Genomic DNA, 23,240 nt, shown 5'->3' with positions numbered 1-23,240 from the left:
TGCCGGCCTGCCGGCGGCCCGGCCGCCGTGCTACCGTCTGCCGGTGCCGTCTTTGACGAGGATTCCATGGATACGGTCTTCACACGCATTCTGGCCGGCGACATTCCGGCCGCCATCGTGTATCGGGATGAGCGGGCCTTCGCTTTCATGGACGCGGGCCAGCTCAATCCGGGGCACGTGCTGGTGGCGCCCTGCCATCCGTATCCCACGCTGCTGGACATGGATCAGGACATGGCGGCCGACCTGATGCGCCTGGCCTGGCGCGTGGCGCGGGCGGTCCAGGATGCCTTTCATCCCGAAGGCCTGACCCTGCTGCAGGCCAATCGCCCGGCCGGCTGGCAGACCGTGCCGCATGCTCACATCCACGTCCTGCCCCGCTACGAGAACGATGGCGTGGGCCTGGTCTGGCCGCGCAAGGATCCCGGCATCGACGTGCTGCGCGATTACGCCGCCCGCATCGTGCTGCGCTGACGCCTGTTCCGGGCCGTTCCCGACGCCGCATGGAAGCTTGCGGCTTGAATCAAAGAGGCCCGCCCGGCCTCTTTTTCGTGGACGCGGGCGATATTTAAGGGAAAATCCCGGCCTGATGATTTCCCTTAAGCATTAACCCTGATTTATTGCATTGCATCAATTTCGATGATTATAAAAACCGATGCTGCATCAAGGGTTTGGCCGCGTCTTGCCAGGGGATGAGACCCTGGTTTTTCGCCTTCTGATTCATCGTGTTCCAGTCTGTAAGAATCTGCGTAAGTTCTGCGTAAGTTTCAAATTTCTTAATAGCATCACGCAGAAATTGGTCATCCATTTCTCTGCCCGATCATAAAAACAAAGCTGGATCATCCATAAAAAAAATCGCGGGTGATTGACTGACACGCAGTACCCAGCCGGGCCCCATGGGCGCCCGGGGCCACTCAAATCAGGAGACAAAGCAATGAATCAAAAGAAATCGTTGGGTCAAGCCATGCAGACGCAGGTCAAGCGCCGTTCCGTGCTGAAAGCCGGCGCGGCCGGGGTGGCCGGCGGCATGCTGCTGCCCGGTACGGCGCGCGTGGCGCTGGCCGACGACAAGAAGCCCCTGGGCGCCTGGCCCGCCGGCGCCGAAGGCGATTCCGTGTTCGTCGGCCTGACGGTGGACCTGACCGGTCCTTACTCGGCCCAGGGCGCGGAACAGAAGAACGGCTATGAGCTGGCCGCCGAACAGATCAATGCCGGCGCTGCGCAAGTCCAGAAGATCTCCCCCCTGATCAAGAAGGGCATCCTGGGCAAGAAGCTGGTGCTGGGCTCGGCCGACGCCGAAACCAAGCCCAATACCGGCGTGCAGGCGGCCACCCGCTTCATCCACGACAACAAGGCCATGATGATCGCCGGCAGCACCAGCAGCGCCGTGGCCATCGCCCTGCAGAAGGTCTGCAACCGCGAACATACGCCGTACTTCACGGCCATTTCCGGTTCCAACGAAACCACCGGGGTGGACTGCCAGCGCTACGGCTTCCGCCTGTGCTATTTCGCTTACATGGCGTGCAAGGCCATCGCCCCCGTGGTCGCCAAGGAACTGGGCAAGGACCGCAAGGCCGCCTACCTGACGCCGGACTACACCTACGGCCACACCACCACCCAGTCGATGAAGGAATTCACCGAGAAAGAAGGCTGGAAGACCGTCACCAACCAGGTCCACCCGCTGGGCGCGAAGGACTACAGCTCCTACCTGATCAACATCGCCAACACCGACGCCAATGTCCTGGTGGTGGTGGCCTACGGCGCGGACGCCGCTAACGCCATCAAGCAGGCCAAGCAGTTCGGCCTGCTCGACAAGATGAAGATCGTCATCCCCTACATGTCCGCCTACCTGGAAAAGGAAGTCGGCGCCGATGTCATGCAGGGCGTGTATGCCGCCCAGGGCTTCTGGTGGACCATGGAGGACAGCAACCCGGTGGCGAAGGACTTCGTCGAAGCCTATGAAAAGAAATTCGGCGGCAAGCCCCGGGATTCGGCCATGTACGCCTACCTGGCCTTGGTGCTCTGGGCCGACGCGGTGGAGCGCGCCAAGAGCTTCTACCCGGTGGACGTGGTCAAGGCTCTGGAAGTCGGCGAACTGCGCGACAGCCCGGTGGGCAAGGTCACCTTCCGCGCCGAAGACCACCAGGGCATCGTCGACTTCCCGATCCTGCGCGGCAAGAAGCCGTCCGACATGAAGAACCCGGAAGACTTCTTTGAAATCGTCCAGGTCGTCAGCGGCAAGGACGTCCTGCCCAAGGTCGGCCTGCTGGGCTGCAAGATGGGCGACTACGTCTAAGCACCGCTTTGCGGCCATTCCTCCGCTTCCGGGGGATGGCCGCAAGCGGGTTCCGGGGCTCTCACAGGAGGCAACTCGATGCCGAGCATGTCTTTGTTTCTCTCGCAGCTGTTCAACGGGCTGGCCACCGGCCTGTTGCTGGCGCTCATCAGTACCGGCCTGACGATTATCTACGGCACGCTCGGTGTCATCAATTTCGCCCACGGCGCCTTGTTCGTCGTGGGGGGGTATGCGGGGTATACGGTCTACAGCCTGACGGACTCCTTCGTCCTGGCCGTCGCGGGCGGCTCCGCCGTCGCGCTGGCGTGCGGGCTGGTCATGGAACGCGGCCTGATGCGCAAGTTCTACAGCCGTCCCCCCGAAGACCAGATCCTGGTCACGTTCGGCATCAGCATCGTGCTGGTGGAAATCGTGCGCGGCCTGTACGGCGGGGTCAGCCTGTCGGTGACGCCCCCCAGCTGGGGCCTGGGCATCGCCCGCATCGGGTCGCTGATCTATCCGCTGTATCGCCTGGAAACCCTGGCGATCGCGGCAGCCACGCTGCTGCTGCTGTATTTCGTGCTGTATCGCACCAGCCTGGGGCTGATCGTGCGCGCCGGCATCGAAGACGCGCAGATGGTCAACGCCTTGGGCATCAACGTCAAGCGCACCTTCCTGCTGGTGTTCGGCCTGGGCGCCATGGCCGCCGGCTTCGCCGGGGTCATCAATTCCCCGATCGTGGCGCTGACGCCCGACATGGGGTTCCGCTATCTGGTGGATTCCTTCGTGGTGGTGGTGATCGGCGGGGTGGGCTCGTTCCCGGGGGCCGTGATCGGCGGCATCATCGCCGGCGAGATCCTCAGCCTGACCGCCATGATCAATCCGCAGTATTCCGACGTCATGCTGTTCATCGCCATGGCGCTGGTGCTGATCTTCCGTCCGCAAGGGCTCATGGGCCAGGAGGGTCGGGAATGAATTCGGTTCGAACAAGCACGGCGGACGAAGTCGGCGCGGCGGCGCGGCCCGCCGGCGCCATCCGCACAGGAGGAGATGGCATCATGCGCAGACAACTGCCGGAAATGCTGGTGGGGCTGGGCCTGCTGGTCGCCCCGTTCATCCTGCCGATCATCGGCATGAGCCCAGACCTGCTGACGCGGATCCTGATCTGGGGCCTGTTCGGCCTGGGCTTCGACCTGCTGTTCGGCTACACCGGCCTGCTGTCCTTCGGCCAGGCGGCGTTCTACGGCACGGGCGGCTTCGTCACGGCCTACCTGCTGACGGACGGCATCGTGCCCAACATGCTGGTCGCCCTGCTGATCGGCACGGTGGTGGCCGCGGTGGCGGGCCTGGTCATCGGCTACCTGACCCTGCGCCGCACCGGCATCTACTTCGCCATGAGCACGCTGGCCTTCGGCGAGATGTTCTACTTCCTGGAAAACTCGTCCTTCAAGGACTACACCGGGGGCGAGAACGGCATCGCCGGGGTGCCGCCGCCGGAATTGTCCCTGGGCTTCGTCAACATCCACATTTCCAGCGGCTGGCCCATGTACTGGTTCGTGGCGGTGATCTTCTTCATCGGCTACCTGATCGCCCGGCGCATCGTGCGTTCGCCCTTCGGCGCCGTGCTGAAGGCCATCCAGGGCAATCCCAAGCGCGCCACGGCCCTGGGCCACTCGATCCAGTCCTACAAGCTGATCGTCTTCGTGGTGGCCGCCGCCTACGGCGGGCTGGCCGGCGGCCTGCTGGGCGTCTTCCAGTCCTACATGCCGCCCGATGCCTTCGCCCTGGATACCTCGGCTCAACTGGTGATCCAGACCGTGATGGGCGGGGCGGGCACGCTGCTGGGACCGCTGCTGGGCGCCACCATCTGGCTCTATCTGTACGAAGGCTTGCAGCAGGTCGGCAGCCTGGGGCCGTACTGGAAGCTCATCCTGGGGGTCGTCTTCGTCGTGCTGGTGACGGTGTTCCGACGCGGCGTGGCGGGCGGCATCCTGGATTTCTTCCGCCATCGCCGCCAGAGCCTGCCGTCCGACGTGGACAGCGACGCCAGTGACCGGGTGGCCCGCACGCTGGACATCGTGCCGCCCCTGGCCAGCACCCGGCCCGGCGCCCCGGTGCTGGAAGCCCGCGGCATCAGCAAGCACTATGGCGGGCTGAAGGCCAATTCCGACATCGACTTCACCTTGCGTGACGGCGAACTGCACGGCGTGATCGGGCCCAACGGGGCAGGGAAGTCCACCTTCTTCGCCATGCTGGCGGGCGAACTGCCCACCACGGCCGGCAAGGTCTTCTTCCGGGGGCAGGAAATCACCGGCATCGGCGTGACCTCGGTCTGCCAGCTGGGCATGAGCAAGTCCTACCAGATCAACCAGCTCTTCGAACATCTGACGGTGCGCCAGAACGTCATGATCCCGGTGCTGGCCCGCCTGCGCGGCCGCTATCGCAGCGACCTGCTGGCCAATCTGCACTCGGATCAGCTCGACGCCCAGGTCAATGCCGCCATCGCCATGGTCGACCTGACGCATCATGCCGACACCCGCGTGTCCGACATGTCCTATGGCGAAAAACGGCGCCTGGAGATCGGCCTGGCGCTGGCCACCGGGGCCAACGTGCTGCTGTTCGACGAGCCGCTGGCGGGCCTGGGACCCGAGGAGCGCGTCCTGGTCGTGTCGCTGCTGAAGTCGATCCGCCAGGGCCGCAGCATGGTCATCGTCGAACATGACATGGATGCCATGTTCGAGCTGGCCGAACGTATCACCGTGCTCTACGAAGGCCGCAAGCTGGCCGAAGGGACGCCGGACGAAATCCGCCATGACCCCTCGGTTCAGGCGGCTTATCTCGGAGGAATGGACGATGAGTCTGCTTGAAGTCGACAAGATCAACAGCTACTACGGGGATTCGCACATCCTGTTCGACGTCTCGATGCACATCGAGGAACACGAGGTCGTCGCATTGCTGGGGCGCAACGGCGCCGGCAAGAGCACCACGCTGAAATCCCTGATGGGCATGGTGGACGTGAAATCGGGCGCCATCCGCCATCGCGGGGTGGAGATCCAGCAGTTGCCGCCTTATGGGCGCGCGGCGCTGGGCATCCAGCTGGTGCCCGAGGAACGGCGCGTGTTCGGGTCGATCTCGGTGCAGGAAAACCTGCAGCTGGCGGCCATGACGGCTGACAAGCCGCGCACGCTCGACGAGATCTATGCGACCTTCCCGCGCCTGGCCGAACGCAAGCGCAATCGCGGCAAGCAGCTGTCGGGAGGCGAGCAGCAGATGCTGGCCATCGCCAGGGCGATGATCCGCAATGCCGACATCATCCTGCTGGACGAACCCTTCGAAGGCCTGGCGCCGCTGATCGTGCGCGATCTGATGGGGGTCTGCCGCCAACTGGCCGATGCCGGGCAGACGATCGTGATCGTCGAACAGAACGTGCGGGCGGCGCTGTCGCTGGCCGACCGCGCCTATATCGTCAACAACGGACATGTGGTGTACGAGGGCACGCCCAAGGACCTGCATGAAAACGGCGAGATCATCGAGCGGTATCTCGGGGTCAAAGCCTGATTCATGCCGGCCCGGACGGGCGCTTTATGGGCCTCACGGATGTGAGGCCCTTTTTTTTGCCGCTGCGCCGCCGGCTGGCGGCGCGCGGCGCAGGGCCCGCGGAGTGTTAATCTATAGTCCGTTCCGTTTTTCTTCCCCGTTGTCCATGTCCACCCCTTCCGATGCCGACGTCGCAGACGGCGATCTGCTGCAGTACGTCGCGTCCAGCCAGCTGCCCATGCCCTGGGCCGTGTTCCAGATCCATGCCTTCGTCGAACCCGCCACGGGCAAGGAACACGTCGCCCTGACGCTGGGCGACGTCGGCAGCGATGAGCCCGTGCTGGCCCGCATCCATTCCGAATGCCTGACGGGCGACGCCCTGTTCAGCCAGCGCTGCGACTGCGGGGCGCAACTGGAAGCCGCGCTGCAGCGTATCGCCGAGGAAGGGCGGGGCATCCTGATGTATCTGCGCCAGGAAGGGCGGGGCATCGGTCTGCTGAACAAGATCCGCGCCTACCATCTGCAGGACGAGGGCGCCGATACGGTCGAGGCCAATGAGCGCCTGGGTTTTCCGGCCGACATGCGGCGCTACGATCTGTGCCGCCCCATGCTGGCGCATTTCGGCATCCGCAGCGTGCGCCTGATGACCAACAATCCGCGCAAGGAGCGCGTGCTGACGGACCTGGGCATCACGATCGCCGAACACATCCCGCTGCAGGTCAACCGCAATCCGTACAACGAGCAATACCTGCGCACCAAGGCCCGCAAGCTGGGCCATCAGTTCAAGGAATACTTCGGCGAGGCGCCTTGATCCCTTGACCCGTGCGCGTGGCGGACGGGCGCAACGCGCCGTTTCCTATGGATATTACTGATGGTGACTGACCTGACGATGTGTTAAAAGACTGGCTGTTGCAAGTTCCTCCGGTACCTCCGTCATGGTCTTGGCACTGCCGCCGTCCCGCTTCGTGTGATGGTTCCCTCACCCACCCCCGTGCATCCCCCCGTGGACCAGATTTCTGGCCTTCAGGCCGCGACGTTGTTGCCCGTCGGAGCCTCCGACCGATCCCATATCCTGGCGCTGCTGCGCCTGGGAGATTTTTCGCAAGACGCCTTTCTGGCCACCGACACCCGGGGCGCCATCGTCTACATGAACCGCAGCGCCGAGCGGCTGTTCGGCTACCGGCGCGGGGCCGCCATCGGCCTGCCGGTGGACCTCCTGCTGCCCGAGATCGGCGACCTCAATACCCGGCTGGACCAGGAAGGCGCCCGCAATACGCTGTTGTGGCGCGGCTGCGGCCAGCATCGCCAGTCCAGGCTCCTGCAATTGGCCGGCGCTGCCACCCACATCCCCTCGCCATCGGGGCGCAGCCGCCTGTACGTCATGCGCCAGCGCCGCGCCGGCCTGAACGATGCCGACCGCCGGGCCGAACTGGCCTCGCTGGTGTATCGCAACACCAGCGAAGGCATGCTGGTGCTCGACCCCAAAGGTTTCATCCTGGACGTGAATCCGGCGTTCGTCAGCCTGCGAGGGCGGTCTGAAGCCGACGTCATCGGCCGCCACGTCCGCTGCCTGAATTCCCCGTGCCACGACCGCGAGTTCTATCGCGCCATGTGGCGCGCCGTGATGGAAACCGGCAGCTGGCAGGGCGAACATTGGGGGCAGCACGTCAACGGCGAACTCTATCCCGAATGGCTCAGCATCAATACCTCGTACGGCGATGACGGCGAAGTCCACCGCCGGGTGATGATCTTTTCCAATATCGCCGAAATCAAGCAGGCCGAAGCCATCATCTGGAAGCAGGCCAATTTCGACCGCCTGACCGACCTGCCCAATCGCCAGATGTTCCACGACCGCCTGGAACAGAGCATCCGCAAGGCGCGCCGCTGCAATGGGCGCATCGGCCTGCTGTTCCTGGATCTGGATCGCTTCAAGGAAATCAACGACACCCTGGGCCACGCCATGGGCGACGACCTGCTGAAGGAAGCCGCCCGGCGCCTGAGCGCCTGCGTGCGCCAGAGCGACACCGTGGCGCGGCTGGGCGGGGACGAATTCACGGTGCTGCTGGACGACGTCCGCGAGCCGCGCGACGTCGAGCGCCTGACGCGGTCCATCCTGCGCACTCTGGCCGAACCCTTCCGCCTGGGGGTGGAGACCGTCTTCATTTCCACCAGCATCGGGGTGACGTTCTTCCCGGACGATGCCTCCGACGCCGAATCGCTGCTGAACAACGCCGACCAGGCCATGTATTCGGCCAAGGCCGACGGCCGCAACCGCAGCCGTTATTTCACCGCGTCCATGCAGGAACGCGCCCAGACGCGCATGCGCCTGGTCAACGACCTGCACCTGGCGCTGGACCAGAACCAGTTTTCCCTGCATTTCCAGCCTATCGTGGATCTGAAGGACGGCCGCGTGGTCAAGGCCGAGACCCTGCTGCGCTGGCATCATCCGGTGCGAGGGCTGGTGTCGCCGGCGGAATTCATTCCCCTGGCCGAAGAAACCGGCATCATCCGGGCGCTGGGCGACTGGGTGTTCTGCGAGGCCACTCGGCAGGCCGCCGAATGGCGCCAGCGCTTCAGCCAGGACATCCAGGTCAGCGTCAACATTTCCCCGGCGCAGCTGCGCCACGAGGGCCTGGACCTGGCCTTCTGGGGCACGCACCTGAACACGCTGGGCCTGCCTTCGCGCCATGTCATCGTCGAGATCACCGAAGGCCTGCTGATGGATTCGGACGACGACCGCATCCGCCAGCAGCTGGAGGCTTTCCGGGGCGCCGGCGTGCAGGTGGCGCTCGACGACTTCGGCACCGGGTATTCCTCGCTGTCCTATCTACGCAAGTTCAACATCGATTTCCTGAAGATCGACCAGTCCTTCGTCGCCAATCTGCGCGAAGGCAGCGCCGATCACGCCCTGTGCGAGGCCATCATCCTGCTGGCGCACAAGCTGGGGCTGCGCGTGGTGGCCGAGGGCATCGAGACGCCCCGGCAGTATGAATTGCTGGCGGCGGCGGGCTGCGATTACGGGCAGGGCTATCTGTTCGCCCGCCCCATGCCGGCGCATGCCTTCGAAACCCTGTTGCAGGCGGGCGCCGACATCCGTCCGGGACGCGATCAGGGGCGGGATCCGGCGGGCCGCGCGTCCGAGCGCTGATCGCGCAGGCAGTCCGGGGTGGCCGGCAGGACGGCCCAATGCAGGTCGATCAGGCGGCCCTTGGGACCGGACCACGGGACTTCATCCAGGCCTTTCCACGGCGCCGCATCGTACAGGGCCTGCACCCGGGCCGACGGAGCGGCCCGTCCCTGGGCGCTGTAGGCGACCAGGGCGCCGCAGCTCAGTGCCGTGCCGGGGGCGAACCAGGGGGACTGTTCGTCGCTGGCGTCGATGTACACCTGGGTCCGGGGGCCGACGTGCACGGCGATGTTGCCGCCCAGCCAGGTATTGGAGACGATGACGCGCAGCGGCCGGCCCGGCTGGTGCTGCTGCCAGTGCTGCGCGGCCAGCTCGGCCAGCGCCGGTCCCGGATAAGTGGAACGGGATGCCTGTCCCAGGGCCTGGGCCAGGGGGCCGCGCGCGACGGCGTAGCCCAGGGCCATCGCCAGGTGCAGGCCCGCCACGATGATCAGGATGCGCCGCAGCTGCACGGATTCCGGGCCCCGCAGCCACCATAGGCCGTAGAAGCCGAACAGCACGAAGAAAGTGCTGGCCCAGGACGCTTCCAGGCGGGATCCCAGCAGGGCCGAGATCGCCACGGTGGACAGGAAGGGCGCCAGGCCGACCCACAGCAGGAACTGGCGATCCCGGGCGGTGAAGTCCTCGACGTAGCGCGGCGCATCGTCCGATCCGGCGAAGGATTCGTCATTGGCGGCGTGGCCCGGCGCGCGGTCGCCGCCGCGGCGGCGCCACAGCGCCCAGGCGCCCAGCGCCACGACCATGGGGGCCAGGCGTCCCGCCTGGTCCAGCGAGAAGGACAGCAGGTCGTTCAGCGCCGCCAGCCGCCCGCCCGCCTGCAGGGAATCGTCGGCGTACAGCAGCGGTTCGAAATGGTGCAGATCGAGCCACCACAGATGCGGGCTGATCACCAGGACGAAGGCCAGGGCGGCCCAGCCCACGCCCGTCCAGGTGCGCCGCAGGCGCCAGGCGCCGCTGCGCAGCAGATACAGGAAAAAGGCGGCGAACTGGATCAGGGCGCTGTATTTGGTCAGCATCGCCAGCCCGCAGACGACTCCCAGCAGCAGCCAGTCGCGCGTACTCTGGTCGCGCAGGGCCCGGTAGAACAGCCAGATCGATGCGGTGATGGACCACAGCTGCGCCGTGTTGTGGTTGTAGATCGTGCCGCGCAGGGAAAAATACGCCGTGACCGAAACCAGCAAGGTTGCGATCAACGCCCGGCGGGGCGTGGTCAGTTCACGGCCCAGCTTCCAGACGAACCACAGGCCCAGCGCGGAAAACAGCTGCCCCATCAGGAACGGCAGCCAGGTGGGGCGCCCCAGCCATTCGGTGGCGAAGTGCATGAACCAGGACGGCAGGGGCGGGTGCTTCGTGTAGCCCAGTTCCAGGCTGGCGGCCCAGACCAGTTCTTCCATGCCGTCCAGATCGGGGGCCGAGTGGCTGAGCCCGCACAGAATCGTCCAGAGAGCGACCATGCCCAGCAGGCAGAGCAGCACCAGCGCGCCCCCCGGGGGGCGCGCCAGAATGGGGATGCCGGGACGCAGGGCCTGTTGCATGGGCGCCAGTATACCGACCCCGCGGGGTGTCGGGGAATCGTCTGCCGGCATCCCGCTGCATGGTACTATCGCCGCAGGCGTGCGCCGGGGCTGACGCGCGCCCGAATTTCATTTTGCACAGGTTTCCCCATGACGACTGAAGTCCCCATCATCCGCGCCCGTTCGGGATCCAAATTCATCAGTCCGCAGGGCACCCGCGCCGTCAAGGACGGCATGCGGCCCAGCGAACTCACCGAAATCCCCGATTCAGCCCCCAAGCCGGCGTGGCTGCGGGTGCGGGTGCCGTCCGGCGCCCGCTACCAGGAAGTCCGCCAGATCGTCGAAACCCATAAGCTCAACACCGTCTGCGCCGAATCCAAGTGCCCGAACATCGCCGAATGCTGGGGGCGCGGCACGGCGACCCTGATGCTGATGGGCTCGGTCTGCACGCGGGCCTGCAAATTCTGCGCGGTCAGCACCGGCAACCCGCATGGCTGGCTGGATCACGACGAACCCGCCAGCGTGGCCGACGCCGTGGCCCTGATGCAGCTGAAGTACGTCGTGCTGACGTCCGTGGACCGCGATGATCTGCTGGACGGCGGCGCGGGCCATTACGCGGCCTGTATCAAGGCCATCCACGAACGTTCGCCGCAGACGGCGGTCGAGGCCCTGACGCCCGACTTCCAGGGCGATCACGGCTGCGTCGAAACCATCCTGGATGCCGGTCTGACGACCTTCGCCCAGAACGTCGAGACCGTCGAACGCCTGACCCACGTCGTGCGCGACGCCCGGGCCGGCTACCAGCAGACGCTGGACGTCCTGGCGCATGCGAAAGCCTACGCGCCGCACACCCTGACCAAGACCAGCATGATGCTGGGCCTGGGGGAAACCGACGAGGAAATCGAACAGGCGATGGACGATATCCGCGCGGCCAATGTCGACATCCTGACCTTCGGTCAGTACATGCGGCCCACGGCCAATCACCTGCCGGTGCGCCGCTTCGTCACCCCCGATGAATTCCGCGCCTACCGCGACCTGGGCCTGTCCAAGGGCTTCCGCGAGGTCGTTTCCGGGGCGCTGGTGCGTTCCAGCTACCGGGCGGAACAGGTCCTGGAAAAGGAAAACGTCGGTCTGTGACGCGCATCCGCCGGCGGCCCGCGAGGCGCCGGCGGCACGCCCGGCCATTCAGGCAGGGGGCGGCGGCTCCACGGACAGGCCCGATTCCCGCATCAGGCGCGCCAGCACGTCGGCCAGCTCCCGGCAGGCCGGGCCGGGGAAATCCGGGCGCGCGAAGACCCGATACAGCATGGCATAGCGGTGCCGCCCCTCGATCAGGGGCAGGGGCAGCAGGCGTCCGTCGGCCAGTTCGTCGCGGATGCGCAATTCCGGGTACCAGGCGAATCCCAGTCCGGCGCAGGCCGCCTGGATGGAACTGGACGGATGGCTGAAGGTCCAGCGCTGTTCGGCATCCAGCCAGCCGGCGCTCTGGCGCCGCGATCCCGAATCCCGGATGACCAGCTGCCGGTGCTGGCGCAGATCGGCCCAGGCCAGCGGCCGGCCCAGGGCGTGCAGCGGGTGCGCGGGCGCGGCCACGGCCACGAAGCGGATCTGCAGCAGCGGTTCGCCGCTGAAACCCTGCGGGATGCGCGGGGTGATCACCAGATCGGCTTCGCGCCGCAACAAGGCGTCGTCCGTGCCGCTGAGCACGGTTTCCAGGACCTCGATCCGGGTGGCGGCGCAGTCGGGGCTGAAGATCGCCAGGGCCCGCAGCAGCAGCCAGTCGGGAAACAGCACATCGACCGCCACGCGCAGCAGGGCCTCCCGCCCCTGGCCCAGCTGGCGGGCGGAAGACTCCAGGCCCTGGGCATGCTCCACCAGCAGGCGCGCGCGCTGCAGCAGGATCTGTCCCGCCGCCGTGGGCACGGCGCGGCGGCCTTCCTGACGAAAGACGCGCAGCGCCAGATGCTCTTCCAGGCGCTGGATCGCATAACTGACCGAGGACTGGCTTTTGCCCAGGGCTTCGGCGGCCTGGGCGTAGCCGCCGTGGTCCACGATGGCGATCAGGGCTTGCCAGTAGGCGATGGGGATGATGTCTGACATATCGGATTTATAGATCAAAAAGTGCGATTTTTTACGGTTGTTCATCGAATTATATGATTCATAATGAACTCCATCAGATTTCAATACGGAGCTGCCCATGTCCACACGAGCCATCACCCGGATCCTGCCCGCGCAAGCCACCCAGGACGGGGCCGGCGTGCGTCTGCTGCGAGCGCTGGGTTATCAGCCTCAGATGCGGATGGATCCGTTCCTGATGCTGGATGCCTTCTCGTCCGACAATCCCGATGACTACATCGCGGGTTTCCCGCCGCATCCGCATCGCGGCTTCGAAACCGTCACCTACATCGTGGACGGCCACATGCGCCATCGCGACCATCTGGGCAACGAAGGCGACCTGCGGGCCGGCGGCGTGCAGTGGATGACGGCCGGGCGCGGCATCATCCACGAAGAGATGCCTCAGCAGGAAAACGGCCTGCTGCGCGGCTTCCAGATCTGGCTGAACCTGCCGGCGGCGGAAAAGATGCAGCCGGCCCATTACCGGGACATTCCCGCGGCCGACATCACGACCGCCGATCTGCCCGAAGGCGGCTTCATCAAGCTGATCGCCGGAACCATTCCCTGGGCCACCTGCCCGCTGAAGGGGCCGGGCCAGGGCGCGGGGCCGTCGGTCACGCAGCCGCTGATCGCGGACATCTGCGTGATGGCGGGCCAGTCGGTGGACATCCCCGTGCCCGCCACGCACCAGGCGCTGCTGTATGTGTTCGAAGGCCAGCTCGATGCCGGCGACCAGGCGGCGCCGTCCGGCCATACCGTGTGGTACGGCGAGCAAGGCGACGTGGTGCGCGTGGCGCCGGCCGCCGGTTCGTCCGACGGCGTCCGGGTCCTGCTGCTGGCGGGCAAGCCCCTGAAGGAATCCATCGCCCAGTACGGCCCGTTCGTGATGAATACCCAGCAGGAGATCGAGCAGGCCCTGCGCGATTACCGGGACGGGGTGCTGGCGCAGCCGGCGGCCTGATCCGCGCGTTCCGCGGATGTTCCGGGCAGCGCGGCGATCGGCTGATCGCCGGGCGCTGTCCCGGAAAACTTGACGTTTTTATTGCCCGCGCATCGTGCGCGGGGTGTGTTGACCATTTTCAGGAGTCAGTATGTCCATTCGTGTCCTCGCCATCGGCGGCAGCCTGCGCCAGGGTTCCTACAATCATCTGCTGCTCGAGCAGGCGCGGCGCCAGGCCCCCCAGGGCATGAGCATCGAGATCGCCGACCTGTCCGACGTGCCTCTGTACAACGGCGACGTGCAGGCGCAGGGCTTCCCCGGATCCGTGCAGCGGCTCGCCGAACAGGCCGCCCAGGCCGACGCGTTCCTGATCGCCACGCCGGAATACAACTACTCGATTCCGGGCGTGCTGAAGAACGCCATCGACTGGGTGTCCCGCGTGCCCGGCGCTCCGTTCCAGGGCAAGCCGGCAGCCATCGCCAGCGCGTCCATGGGCGGCCTGGGCGGCTCCCGCGCCCAGTACCATCTGCGCCAGGTGCTGGTCTATCTGGATCTGCATCCCTTGAACAAGCCGGAATTGTTCATTTCCGCCGCTCATGAAAAATTCGCCGCCGATGGCGAACTGACGGATGCGGTGTCGCGCGACGGCCTGGACAAGCTGCTGGCCGCCCTGGCGGCCCACACCCGCCGTCTGCAGGCCCTGGACACGGTGGCCGAGGCTGCCTGATGCGGGGTCCGGCGGCCCGAACGGGTCGCCGGACGGCCTGTGGATGCAAAAAGGCGGACTCCTTGCGGAGTCCGCCTTTTTGCTGCGCGCCGCCCGAGGAGACGAGGGCGGACGGCAACACCCACGGAGAGGAGGGGGCCAGCAGGCGCCGCGCCTGCGTGGCGTGTCTTGTGTCGCCTAGTCGCGGCCTCGATGGCCGCGATGGTGTTTCCAGTCCCGCTTCCAGTGTTTCCGGTCGTGGCGGTCATAGTAGCCTCGGCCCACCCAGCCGGGACGGTAGTAGCCGGGACCCGGGACGTAGACGGGTTCGGGGACCACGACGACGCGCGGCCGGTAGTAGCGGGGCGGGGGCGGCGGATAGTAGGCCGGGCCGCCCAGGATCACGCCGGGAACCCCGATGGAGATCCCCACGTCGATGTCGCCCGCCTGGGCGGCGGGCCCCGCGGCCAGCGCGCCGGCCAGCAGAGCGGCCATGATGATGCCTTTCTTCATTGGTTTTCTCCTGCCGATTCGTTGACCCGATTGTGGCGGAAGCAGTCGGGCCAATGGTGAAAACCTTGCGCAGAGTCGCATCAAAAAGCTACCTGACGGCCCGTTGAATGCGAAACCGGAACAAATTTTCACGTTTGTTGCCCCGGCATGCCGGGCTTTCGTTGTCCGGGCGCGTCGGAAGACCGGGGAATCAGGCATGTCGGGCGAAGAACGCCAGCGTCCGTTCCCAGGCCAGCCGCGCCGCCTCCGGCCGGTAGGCCGGCGTGGCGTCCCGCCCGAAGGAGTGCCCGGCGTCCGCGTAGACGTGCAATTCCACCTGCGGCTGGGCGGCCCGGATCTGGTCCACGTCGGACAGCGGGATGGAATGGTCCTGGCCGCCGAAATGCATCTGCACCGGGATGCGGGCCGTGTCCCCGGCATGCCGGGCGATGCCGCCGCCATGCCAGCAGGACGCGGCCGCGAAGGTGTCGCTCAGACATGCCATGCGCCAGGACAGATAGCCGCCCCAGCAATAGCCGGTCAGCAGCTTGACGGCCTGGCCCCGCAGGGCCGCGGCGGCGGCCTCGATGTCCAGGCGGGCGATGTCGTCCGCAATGGCTTTCTTGTAGCCCAGGCCGCGCTGGATCTCTTCCGGGCTGTAGCCCAGCTGCAGGCCGGTGTCGGGCGCCGTCCGCCGGTCGAACAGGGAAGGGCAGATCGCCCGGTAGCCCTGGGCGGCGTAGCGATCGACCACGCCGCGGATGTACGGGTTGATGCCGAAGATCTCCGGCAGCACCACCACGCCGGCGCGGGCGGTGTCCGGGCCATTGACGTAGGCCGTCAACACATGGCCGTCGCTGGCCGTCAAGCTCATATCCATCGTCAGACTCCAGGATTGGGAAGAGGGGATGATCGTTCGATCGTACCCCATGCGCCCGGCCGCGCCGGAGCGGCGCCTGCGGCCGGGCGTTGCGGCAAGGCATGTAAGCAGCCGTTGCCGCGCTTGTTCCGCCCGGTGGCGGGCGGTTAAATGAAAAGAGGCAGGGGAAGGCGGTCAAAGCGTTCATCAGGGGTGCGACATGAAAGACCAACCCTATTTCGATCCGGCGGCTTACGGCAACGGTCCGGACGATTCCGTGACGGACGCGGCGGAACATGCCGCGGTGACGCATCATCAACTGCGTCTGAACGGCCGGACGCTGGTCTACACGGCCCGGGCAGGCCACCTGGTGGCCGTGGATGCGGGCAGTTCGCGGCCCTGCGCGAAGATCTTCCACGTCGCCTTCACGCTGGACAGCGACGCGGCGCACGAGCGGCCGGTCACGTTCTTCTATAACGGCGGTCCCGGCTCCTCGTCGGTCTTCGTGCTGCTGGGCTCGTTCGCGCCCCGGCGCATCCGGACGTCCATGCCCGATTTCACGCCGCCCGCGCCCTATACGCTGGAAGACAACACGGACAGTCTGCTCGACAGGAGCGACCTGGTGTTCATCAATCCGGTCGGAACCGGGTATTCCGCAGCCATCGCGCCGTGGAAGAATCGCGATTTCTGGGGCGTGGACCAGGACGTCGCGTCGCTGAAGCAGTTCATCAAGCGCTACCTGACCGCCTTCGATCGCTGGAATTCGCCCAAGTTCCTGTTCGGCGAATCCTATGGCACGGCCCGCAGCGCCGCGCTGTCCTATGCCCTGCATGAGGACGGCGTGGATCTGAACGGCGTGACCCTGCAGTCATCGATCCTGGACTACACGCGCGCCGGCGATCCCGTCGGGGCGCTGCCGACCGCGACGGCGGACGCCTGGTATCACCACAAGCTGGGCCTGCGCCCCGCGCCGAGCGGGCTTCCCGCCCTGGCGGAGGCGGCCGGCGCCTTTGCGCTGGGCGACTTCAGCAAAGCCTTGCAGGCTTACCCGGACGTGGCGGCGGACACGCTGGAGCGGCTGAGCTTGTACACCGGGATCGACGAGCCGACGCTGCTGTCCTGGCGCCTGGACATCGCCGCCGGGGACGGCGAGGGCCGCACCCTGTTCCTGATCCGGCTGCTGCGGGATCAAGGCCTGGCGCTGGGCGCGTATGACGGCCGGGTGAAGGGCGTCGATACGGGAATCGCCCGCCACATTTCGCCCAATTCGGGCGGCAACGATCCGGCGATGACGGCCGTGTCGGGCGTGTACACGGCCATGTGGCACCATTATCTGAACGACGAACTGAAGTTCACGTCCAACTCGGCTTTCACGGATCTCAACGACCAGGCGTTCCAGTACTGGGATTTCCATCACGTGGACCCCACCGGGGCGCAGAAGGGGGTGGATCCCCATGGCAACGTCATCCTGTACACGGCCGGGGATCTGGCGGCGACCATGAGCCTGAACGTGGACCTGAAAGTGCTGTCCGCCAACGGCTATTACGATTTCGTCACGCCGTTCTTCCAGACGGAGCGGGACCTGAAGAACATGCCTCTGGTCAACGCCGCGCTGCGCCGGAACCTGACGACGCGCTGTTATCCCTCCGGGCACATGATCTATCTGGACGGCGGATCGCGCACGGCCCTGAAGGCCGACGTGGCGGCCATGATGGATGCCGCGGTCGCCGACCGCGAGGCGGTCGCCCGCATCCGGACGCTGCAGACGCGGCACGCGTCCGGCGGCGCCTCGTCCGCGAACTAGGCTTCGGGCGACCGGCGGGCGCGGGCCCGCCGGATCCCCGGCCCGTTTTCACGCGCTGTGTCGCGCCGTCATGTTTTACGTCCTTTTACGGTAACTTACTGCAGGCGTCGGCGGCCCGCCGATAGACTTGGGTCATAGGAGCGGAAGCATTTCGTGTTTTTGGCCTTCGCGGCGGCTTGGCGAGGGCGTATCGTTTTTTACCGCAGGTCTTGTGCGCAGGCGTGGAATGCTCCACTTCGAAAGTTCTCTCAGATCAATCATGCGAAAGAGGAGACTTTGGGATGGCAATCATTCAACGCGCGGGTGCGATCGTTGCGGTCATGGCCGGATGCGGCTTGATGAACCAGGCGCATGCGGCGACAGCCACGGCGAATTTTGACGTCACGCTGACCATTCAGGCCGATTGCTCCATTGCGGCCAACCCCTTGAATTTCGGCGCCAAAGGCGTTCTGAGCGCCAATGTCGATGCGCAGACGACCGTGTCGGTCACCTGCAGCAACACGACGCCCTACCAGGTGGGTCTGAATGCGGGGCTGGGCGCCGGTGCCACCGTGGCCAATCGGCTGATGACGGGCGGCAAGACCAGCGCGACGGTGGCCTATCAGCTCTACCAGGACACGGCGCGCTCGACGGTCTGGGGCAATACCCAGGCGACGGACACGGTCGGGGGCGCGGGCAATGGCACGGCGCAGGCTCTCACGGTCTATGGCCGCATCAAGCCCCAGGCCACGCCCGCGCCGGACACCTACAAGGATACCGTGACGGCAACGGTGTATTTCTGATCGGTGGCGCCCCTTAAGAAGATGGCCCGGATCGGAGGGATGCGGGTCGCGGCCGGCATGATCGCCTGGGCCTGCGCCGCCGCCGCGACGGCCGCCACGCTGCAGATTTCCCCTGTCACCATCGAGATGGCTCCCGGGGTCCGGGGAGCCGCCATGACGCTGTCCAACGTCGGCGAGCATCCGCTGTACGGGCAGTTGCGCGTCTTCGAATGGGACCAGCGGGAGGGAGAGGACAGGCTCTTGCCCACGCGGGCGGTGGTCGCAAGCCCTCCCATGCTCCAGATCGCGCCCGGGGCGCAGCAGGTGGTGCGCATCGTCCGCGTCGCCGGCGAGGCGGCCAGGCCAGTCAAGGAGGACAGCTATCGGATCCTGATCGACGAGATCCCCGATCCGCGGACCCAGCCGCGCAGCGGCGTCGTCATCCGCATGCGCTATTCCGTGCCGGTGTTCCTGGACAATGGCCTGACGGCCCGCGACCGCCCGGAGCTTTCCTGGTCTCTGGCATGCGAGAACCGCCGCTGGCGCCTGCGGGCGGACAATGCCGGGGCGCTCCATGCGCGGCTGAATACCGTCTGGATCGCGGGCGCGGACGGGCGGCGGCATGATATCGAACCCGGCTTGCTGGGCTACGTCCTGCCGGGCCGCCATCGGATCTGGGACCTCGATCTTCCCGCGAACGCCCGCCTGGGCAAGCGCGCTGTCATTCATGCGGTGGTCAACGCGGGCGCCGTCGAGAAAGCCGTCGACGTCCGGCCGGGCTCGGGCGGGTGCGGTGCGGGGCGGTGAGTGTGCGGCGCACGCCCGCAGCCCCCGCTTTCCGCGTCGGGAGACCGGCCTGGATGCGCCAGGGCGCGGGATGTCTGTGCGGCGTGCTGGTGGTCTGGGTCCTGGCGGCGGACGCGGCGATGGCTCAGGGCGCGCCAGATGGACTCGTTCCGACCCGGCTCGGCCTGGCCGGCGCGCAGGACGTGTATCTGCTTGTCACGCTCAATGGCCGGCCCGCGGGTTCGGTGACGCACTTCGTCCTGCAGGGCGAGCGGCTGCTGGCGGCGCCCGCGGACCTGCGCGCCCTGGGGCTGAACATCCCGCCGGGTTCGGGGGCGGCCCCGCGCGCGCTGGACGGCATTCCGGGCCTGCGCTACACCTACCATGCAGGCCGGCAATCCGTGGACATCCGGGCGCCGGGCTCTTTGCTGCTGCCTTATCAGTACGGCGTCGCCCCGGCCACGAGCCTGCCGTCCACGGCCGGGCGCGGTCTGGTGCTCAACTACGACGCGTATTACCAGTATTTCGACACGGACCAGCTGTCGCTGTGGCAGGACTTGCGCTACTTCAGTCCCGCGGGCGTGCTGGAAAGCACGGGCGCCGCCTACTGGGATCCGCAGGGCGAACGCTACGTCCGTTTCGACACCTCCTGGACCCGTTCCGATCCCGACACCCTGAGGACGCTGGTGGTGGGAGACGCCATTTCCGGCGGCCTGGACTGGACGCGGTCCGTGCGCCTGGGAGGGCTGCAATGGAGCCGCAATTTCTCCCTGCGTCCCGATCTGGTCACCTTTCCGGTGCCCGTGTTCACGGGGTCGGCGACGGTGCCGTCCACGGTCGACCTCTACGTCAACAGCGTGCGGCAACTGAGCACGCAGGTGCCCGGGGGACCGTTCATGCTCGCCGAGATGCCCGGCATCACGGGGGGAGGCAATGCCACCATCGTGACGCGCGATGCGCTGGGGCGCACCGTCACGGTCAGCATGCCGCTGTACATCGACCAGCGCATGCTGGCGCCGGGGCTGTCCGCCTATTCGGTGGAAGCGGGTTTTCTGCGCCAGCGCTATGGATTCGATTCGTGGAGCTACGATTCCTCGCCCGCCGCCAGCGGCACCTATCGCAGGGGGCTGTCGGATGCCTTGACGCTGGAGGCGCATGCCGAAGCCACGCGCGGCCTGTACGAGGCGGGCGTCGGCGGGCTCGTGCGGCTGGGCTCCAAGGGCGTGGTCAATGCCGCCGTGGCCGGCAGTTCCGGCCGGGGCTCGGGCGCGCAGCTTGCGCTGGGCTATCAGTGGATACAGCCGGAGTTCTCTCTGGACCTGCAGACGATCCGGCAATTCCGGGAATACCGGGACCTGGGCGCGGCGAGCGGGGCCCCCGCCCCCCGGCGGACCGACAGGGCGACGCTGTCCCTGCCGCTGGGCCGCAGCGGCACGATGGCGTTCAGCTACATCCATTACCAGATGGCCGGCGAACCGGCCTCCCGCATCGGCTCGGCGGCCTACAACCTGGCCTTGAACAGCCATGCTTCCCTGAACCTGAGCGCCTATCAGGATTTCGGCGCGAGCCGCGAACGAGGCGTCATGCTGGGGGTGAGCATCGCGCTGGACGACAAGGTGTCCCTGAGCGCCTATGCGGGCCGGCAGAATGGGGAAACCAGCCTGAATGCGTCGGCGATACGGACTCCCGACTATGCCGGCGGCTGGGGCTGGGGGCTGCAGAGCGGCCGCAATGCCATGCTGCGGTGGAACCAGGCCCAGGCGCGGTATCTCGGCCGCTATGGCGAACTGACCGCCCAGGCGCAGGAAGTGGACGGGCGCGGGGGATTTTCCCTGGAGGCCGCGGGGGCCGCCGTGCTGATGGACGGCGATCTGCAGTGGTCGCGCCGCATCGACGACAGTTTCGCCATGGTGTCCACGGACGGCGTGAGCGACGTGCCCGTGCTGCATGAAAACCGGGTGATCGGCGTCACCAACGGCAGCGGGCACTTCCTGGTGCCCGACCTGAATCCTTACCAGCGCAATCAGATCGCCGTCGACGGCTTGAACCTGCCGGCCGACACGCGGGTCGAGGATCCGTCGCGCGTGGTGGTGCCCCGGGACCGGTCCGGCGTGCTGGTCCGGTTCCCCCTGCGCACGTATCGCGCCGCCACCGTGGTGCTGGACGGTCCGGACGGCAAGCCGTTGCCTGTGGGATCGCTGGTCCGTCACGAGGAGACCGGCGAATCGACCATCGTCGGCTACGGGGGAGAAGCCTTCGTGAAGCGCCTGAGCGCCGTCAATCATTTGCGCGTCGAGTCCGACGGTGGCGTCTGCTCCGTGCGGTTCGATTATCGGGGCAACCCGGGAGGGCGGATACCGACGATCGGCCCGCTGTCGTGCGTGCCTGAAGGGGAGGCGACGCCATGAAGCGGTTCTGGAGCGCCATCGTTCTCGGCATGGCGGCGATGGCCTGCGCGCCCGCGTGGGCGCAGAGCTGCTCGGCCTCGGCAAGCGCCATGGATTTCGGCGGCGTCAGCCCGATCCGTCTCGCGGCCGTGGACGCCATGGGATCCGTGGCGGTGACATGCCAATGGCCCCCGCAGGCGGGCTCATCCAGGGCCTATGCGCATGTGTGCCTGAGCCTGGGCAGCGGCACCAGTTCCACGAGCCTCAATCCCCGCTATCTGGCCAATGGCGGCCAGACCATGAGATTCAACCTCTATCGGGACGCCGCCCGTTCGCAGATCTGGGGCTCCGTCCTGAACATTCTGGTGAACAGCCCGATTGCGGTTCCCGCGCTCAGGAACCCCAGCGCCTCGTCGGGCGGGACCGCCAGGACCACCGTCAGCTACTACGGCCGCATCGCGGCCAATCAGCCCTCCGTTCCCCTGATCAATGGCGTGGCCAGCACCTACCTGGACAATTTCAGCGGCGTTCATACGGCCTTGAGCGTGAGTTTCGACAACTCCTCGGGCACTCCGGCCTGCAGCGTGTTGCCGGTCGCCACGTTCCCCTTCGTGGTGCAGGCGCAGGTCATCAACGATTGCACGATCAGCGCCACGGACCTGAATTTCGGTTCGGTCGGCGTCCTGAGCCAGGCCTTGCAGGCCAGCAGCAGCCTGAACGTCCGGTGCACGAACGGCAATGCCTGGCGGATTTCGCTGAGCGGCGGGGCCGGCGGCGACGTCCTTGCCCGCCGCATGCAGCGCGTGGGCGGCAGCGATCAGGTGCGGTACCAGCTGTACACCGCCGCCGCGCGCAGCGTGATCTGGGGCGACGGCACGGGCGGGACTTCCCTGGTGTCCGGGACGGGCACCGGCCAGGCGCAGACCGTGGGGGTGTTCGGAACCGTCCCCGCGCAAGCCACGCCGCGGCCGGGCACCTACAGTGACACGGTGATCGCGACCGTCAACTTCTAGAATTCGATCGTCCAGACCGTGCCGGGCAGGACCCTGGCTTGAGGGGCGGGCCTGGGTTCCGTCCGCGGCGTGATCTTGAACGGCTGCTTCAGTTCGCAGCTGACATGGGGCCGGGCGGCGGGTCTGGCATCCGGCTTGACCGTGCAGGAATCCTGGAGCGTCAGGCCGACGTGCAGCGAGGCCGGCGCGGACGCTGCTGCCGCCGCCGCTTGTGACAGGGCGAGGCCGCCAGCCAGCAACCAAACGCTCGTGAATCGATTGAACATCGTGACATCTTCCGAACCAGGGGGCCGGGAGGGTTCCGACCGTCGTATTATTTACGGACGTGGTTTGTCCGGCTTTAGCGCCCCGTGAGGCGCGTGCAAGGAGCACGACATGAGCAGCAAAAATACGATCTGCCTCTGGTTCGACGGCGCCGCCCTGGAGGCTGCGCGGTTCTACGCCGAGACTTTTCCGGACAGCGCCGTAGGCGACATCGTGCATGCCCCCGGCGACTACCCTTCGGGCAAGGAGGGCGACGTCCTGACGGTCGATTTCGAGGTCATGGGCATCCCCTGCCTGGGCCTGAACGGCGGTCCGGTGTTCACCCACAATGAATCGTTTTCGTTCCAGGTGGCGACGGAGGACCAGACCGAAACGGATCGCCTGTGGGATGCGATCGTCGGCAACGGCGGCCGGGAAAGCGCCTGCGGCTGGTGCAAGGACAGGTGGGGAATCTCCTGGCAGATCACCCCCCGGGTGCTGATGGCCGCGCTGAAGGACCCGGATCGCGTGGCGGCCAAGCGCGCGTTCGACGCGATGATGGAGATGGAGAAGATCGACGTGGCGAAGATCGAGGCAGCGTGGCGCGGCGGCTAGTGCGCAGTC

General features: G+C 66.7%; 20 protein-coding genes and 1 pseudogene. 16 read left to right on the top strand and 5 right to left on the bottom strand.

Translation table 11 applies throughout. The features are described 5' to 3' along the window. Nucleotides 1-66 precede the first annotated feature (66 nt). The 7 genes from Q0263_RS08985 (at nt 67) to Q0263_RS08955 (ending at nt 8,957) form a co-directional block, all read left to right on the top strand. Complete coding sequence (locus Q0263_RS08985) at nt 67-471, top strand: HIT family protein (protein WP_298015441.1); 405 nt, start codon at nt 67-69, stop codon at nt 469-471. A gap of 460 nt (nt 472-931) precedes the next feature. Next, nucleotides 932-2,293, top strand: a complete 1,362-nt coding sequence (locus Q0263_RS08980) for a substrate-binding protein (protein ID WP_298015440.1) — start codon at nt 932-934, stop codon at nt 2,291-2,293. Between the two features lie 87 nt (nt 2,294-2,380). After that, nucleotides 2,381-3,247, top strand: a complete 867-nt coding sequence (locus tag Q0263_RS08975) for a branched-chain amino acid ABC transporter permease (RefSeq protein ID WP_298015439.1) — start codon at nt 2,381-2,383, stop codon at nt 3,245-3,247. 83 nt (nt 3,248-3,330) lie between these two features. Continuing rightward, nucleotides 3,331-5,139, top strand: coding sequence for a branched-chain amino acid ABC transporter ATP-binding protein/permease (locus Q0263_RS08970; protein WP_298015437.1), 1,809 nt, complete (start codon nt 3,331-3,333; stop codon nt 5,137-5,139). Continuing rightward, nucleotides 5,126-5,830: an ABC transporter ATP-binding protein gene (locus Q0263_RS08965; RefSeq protein WP_298015436.1), complete on the top strand. Its 705-nt coding sequence runs from the start codon at nt 5,126-5,128 to the stop codon at nt 5,828-5,830. Before Q0263_RS08970 ends, Q0263_RS08965 begins: the two co-directional genes overlap by 14 nt. Nucleotides 5,831-5,975: 145 nt before the next feature. After that, the gene (gene ribA / locus Q0263_RS08960) at nt 5,976-6,620 is read left to right on the top strand and encodes a GTP cyclohydrolase II (protein WP_298015435.1); all 645 of its coding nucleotides are present in this window, start codon (nt 5,976-5,978) and stop codon (nt 6,618-6,620) included. A gap of 192 nt (nt 6,621-6,812) precedes the next feature. Continuing rightward, a complete protein-coding gene (locus Q0263_RS08955) occupies nt 6,813-8,957 on the top strand; it encodes a bifunctional diguanylate cyclase/phosphodiesterase (RefSeq protein ID WP_298015434.1) in 2,145 nt (714 codons plus the stop codon). Here Q0263_RS08955 and Q0263_RS08950 read toward each other — a convergent pair. Beyond that, entirely contained in the window at nt 8,918-10,531 is a 1,614-nt protein-coding gene (locus Q0263_RS08950; protein WP_298015433.1) for a glycosyltransferase family 39 protein, read from the bottom strand. The genes Q0263_RS08955 and Q0263_RS08950 overlap by 40 nt on opposite strands. A gap of 129 nt (nt 10,532-10,660) precedes the next feature. Here Q0263_RS08950 and lipA point away from each other — a divergent pair, with 129 nt between their 5' ends. Further along, a complete protein-coding gene (gene lipA, locus Q0263_RS08945; protein WP_298015432.1) occupies nt 10,661-11,647 on the top strand; it encodes a lipoyl synthase in 987 nt (328 codons plus the stop codon). 48 nt (nt 11,648-11,695) lie between these two features. Here the strand turns inward: lipA and Q0263_RS08940 are convergent, their stop codons facing one another. Further along, nucleotides 11,696-12,610, bottom strand: coding sequence for a LysR family transcriptional regulator (locus Q0263_RS08940; RefSeq protein WP_298015431.1), 915 nt, complete (start codon nt 12,608-12,610; stop codon nt 11,696-11,698). Nucleotides 12,611-12,707: 97 nt separating this feature from the next. On the opposite strand from Q0263_RS08940, the gene Q0263_RS08935 reads away from it, so the two are divergent. Then, entirely contained in the window at nt 12,708-13,586 is an 879-nt protein-coding gene (locus Q0263_RS08935) for a pirin family protein (protein ID WP_298015430.1), read from the top strand. Between the two features lie 130 nt (nt 13,587-13,716). Next, nucleotides 13,717-14,292, top strand: a complete 576-nt coding sequence (locus tag Q0263_RS08930) for an NAD(P)H-dependent oxidoreductase (protein WP_298015428.1) — start codon at nt 13,717-13,719, stop codon at nt 14,290-14,292. Between the two features lie 177 nt (nt 14,293-14,469). On the opposite strand, the gene Q0263_RS08925 is transcribed toward Q0263_RS08930, so the two are convergent. Both Q0263_RS08925 and Q0263_RS08920 read right to left on the bottom strand, forming a co-directional pair. After that, a complete protein-coding gene (locus tag Q0263_RS08925; protein ID WP_298015426.1) occupies nt 14,470-14,784 on the bottom strand; it encodes a hypothetical protein in 315 nt (104 codons plus the stop codon). Nucleotides 14,785-14,974: 190 nt separating this feature from the next. Continuing rightward, on the bottom strand, nt 14,975-15,643 hold the full coding sequence (locus tag Q0263_RS08920; protein WP_298015424.1) for a dienelactone hydrolase family protein: 669 nt from the start codon (nt 15,641-15,643) through the stop codon (nt 14,975-14,977). Between the two features lie 205 nt (nt 15,644-15,848). On the opposite strand from Q0263_RS08920, the pseudogene Q0263_RS08915 reads away from it, so the two are divergent. The 5 genes and pseudogenes from Q0263_RS08915 to Q0263_RS08895 all read left to right on the top strand — a co-directional run. After that, nucleotides 15,849-17,426 (top strand): annotated as a pseudogene (locus Q0263_RS08915) (peptidase S1); the annotation flags it as partial. Nucleotides 17,427-17,746: 320 nt separating this feature from the next. Next, on the top strand, nt 17,747-18,208 hold the full coding sequence (locus tag Q0263_RS08910) for a spore coat U domain-containing protein (protein ID WP_298015685.1): 462 nt from the start codon (nt 17,747-17,749) through the stop codon (nt 18,206-18,208). A 39-nt stretch (nt 18,209-18,247) separates the two neighbouring features. Further along, nucleotides 18,248-18,994, top strand: coding sequence for a fimbria/pilus periplasmic chaperone (locus tag Q0263_RS08905; RefSeq protein WP_298015422.1), 747 nt, complete (start codon nt 18,248-18,250; stop codon nt 18,992-18,994). Between the two features lie 53 nt (nt 18,995-19,047). Continuing rightward, on the top strand, nt 19,048-21,381 hold the full coding sequence (locus Q0263_RS08900; protein WP_298015420.1) for a fimbria/pilus outer membrane usher protein: 2,334 nt from the start codon (nt 19,048-19,050) through the stop codon (nt 21,379-21,381). Then, a complete protein-coding gene (locus Q0263_RS08895) occupies nt 21,378-22,373 on the top strand; it encodes a spore coat U domain-containing protein (RefSeq protein WP_298015419.1) in 996 nt (331 codons plus the stop codon). Before Q0263_RS08900 ends, Q0263_RS08895 begins: the two co-directional genes overlap by 4 nt. On the opposite strand, the gene Q0263_RS08890 is transcribed toward Q0263_RS08895, so the two are convergent. Then, nucleotides 22,370-22,639 carry a hypothetical protein gene (locus Q0263_RS08890; RefSeq protein WP_298015417.1) on the bottom strand — a complete coding sequence of 90 codons (270 nt, stop codon included), beginning with the start codon at nt 22,637-22,639 and terminating at the stop codon, nt 22,370-22,372. The genes Q0263_RS08895 and Q0263_RS08890 overlap by 4 nt on opposite strands. A gap of 109 nt (nt 22,640-22,748) precedes the next feature. Here Q0263_RS08890 and Q0263_RS08885 point away from each other — a divergent pair, with 109 nt between their 5' ends. Further along, entirely contained in the window at nt 22,749-23,231 is a 483-nt protein-coding gene (locus Q0263_RS08885; protein WP_298015416.1) for a VOC family protein, read from the top strand. Nucleotides 23,232-23,240 lie beyond the last annotated feature (9 nt).

Origin of the sequence: uncultured Castellaniella sp., from assembly GCF_937988725.1 — a bacterium.
Taxonomy (GTDB): Bacteria; Pseudomonadota; Gammaproteobacteria; order Burkholderiales; family Burkholderiaceae_B; genus Castellaniella.
Note: the sequence above shows the minus strand (reverse complement) of the source record. Positions and strands in the feature narration are given on the sequence as shown.